Annotated in this window: 1 protein-coding gene; it reads right to left on the bottom strand. The window is 79.5% G+C overall.

Going from position 1 to position 1,446, the window contains the following annotated elements; genetic code table 11:
- The coding region (locus HMPREF3159_RS01635; protein WP_070499358.1) for a hypothetical protein at window positions 1-1,446 on the bottom strand (1,446 nt) is incomplete at both ends.

The following is a 1,446-nucleotide window of genomic DNA, read 5'->3' on the forward strand; positions in this document are numbered from 1 at the left end:
GAGCGGGCCCGACGGGCGGCGCGGCGCGCGGCCTCGGTCTCGCCGCGCCGGGCGAGCAGGTCGGCGTGGCGGTCGTCGAGATAGGCCGCCCAGTAGCGGGCGCGCGCGTCATGACCCTCGGGCATCCGCCCGATCGCCTCGAGCACCTCGCGGCGGCGGGCCTCGTAGCCGGTCTGGTCGGTCCCCTGCTCGCCGCGGGCGAGCGCATCGCCGGCGACGATCAGCACCCCCATCCGGGCGTCGACCAGGTGGTCCCACAGCAGCTCGGGCGGCAGGTCCCAGCCGGAGTCGGGGCGGGTGCGGCGCTCGATCTCGCGGGCGGCGACGTGCACCGCCCCGGAGCGCCCCAGGTCCAGCGCCCGCCGCATCGCCAGGGCGTTCGCGCTCAGCTCGGTGCGCAGCCTCTCGGAGCGCTCCTCGCGCGGGGTGTCGAGGTCGTCGACGAGCCAGCGCGCCGCCGCGGCCAGGCGCTGCAGCTCCCCGAGGGAGGCGGCGTGATCGCCGGCGCGCTCGTGGAGGCTCGCGGCCAGCCGCGCCGCCTCGAGCAGGGAGCGGTGGTCACGGTGCTCGCGGGCGAGGGCGCGGGCCTGCTCGAGCGGCACCCACGCCGCGTCCAGCCGCTCGGCCTGGAGGCGCTGGGCGGTGACGGCCAGGAGCGGGGCGATCCGCAGCCGGTCCTGCTCGAGGGTGCGCTGCAGGGACAGCAGGCGCCCTGCGGTGAAGCCGGCGAGATCCGTCGCGCCGGCCGCCATCAGCGCCTGCAGCAGGGAGGTGATCAGCCCGATCCGCAGCGGGGGGTCGTCCACGTCGGCGAGCCCGCCGAGCGCCTCGAGGGCGTGGTGCGCGGCGACGACGGGCCGCTCCTGCCGGAGCAAGCGGGCGAGGAGGGCGTGGGCGCCGGTCTCCAGGCGCCAGGGGTCCGCGGGGGCCTCGCCGCGCTCCGTCGCCTGCTGCGCGGTCAGCTCGAGCACGTCGAGGGCGAGGCTCACGGCCCCGTCGACGTCGCCGACGGCCTCGAGGGCCTGCGCGAGCCGGAGACGCAGCTCCCGCTCGGGGTCCTCGAGCAGCGCCTCGCGCACCTCGGGAAGGGCGGCGAGCGCGGCACGGAGCCGGGCCACGGCGCGGCGCGGGTCGACGGTGCCGCCCCGCCCCTCGTCGGGGCCGGGCAGGGAGCTGGCCTCGAGGGCGCGCACGACGGCGAGCATCGGGGCGGAGGCGCGGAGGGCCTCGCCGCGGCGTCGACCCCGGCCCCCGGTGCCCGTCCTGTCGGGCGCCTCGGCGAGCGGGCCGCGCTCGAGCAGGACCTGCACCACGGCCGCGGCCTGCTCGGTGCGGCCGCTGCGGTGCAGGAGGGAGACGAGGTCCGCGGAGTCGCTCTCGGCCTGCGCGGCGTCCCCGCTCCGCAGAGCGCCGCGCAGCGCCGCCCGCAGCAGCGCGGCGCGGTCC

It is taken from the genome of Brachybacterium sp. HMSC06H03 (assembly GCF_001807385.1).
Classification (GTDB): Bacteria; Actinomycetota; Actinomycetes; order Actinomycetales; family Dermabacteraceae; genus Brachybacterium; species Brachybacterium conglomeratum.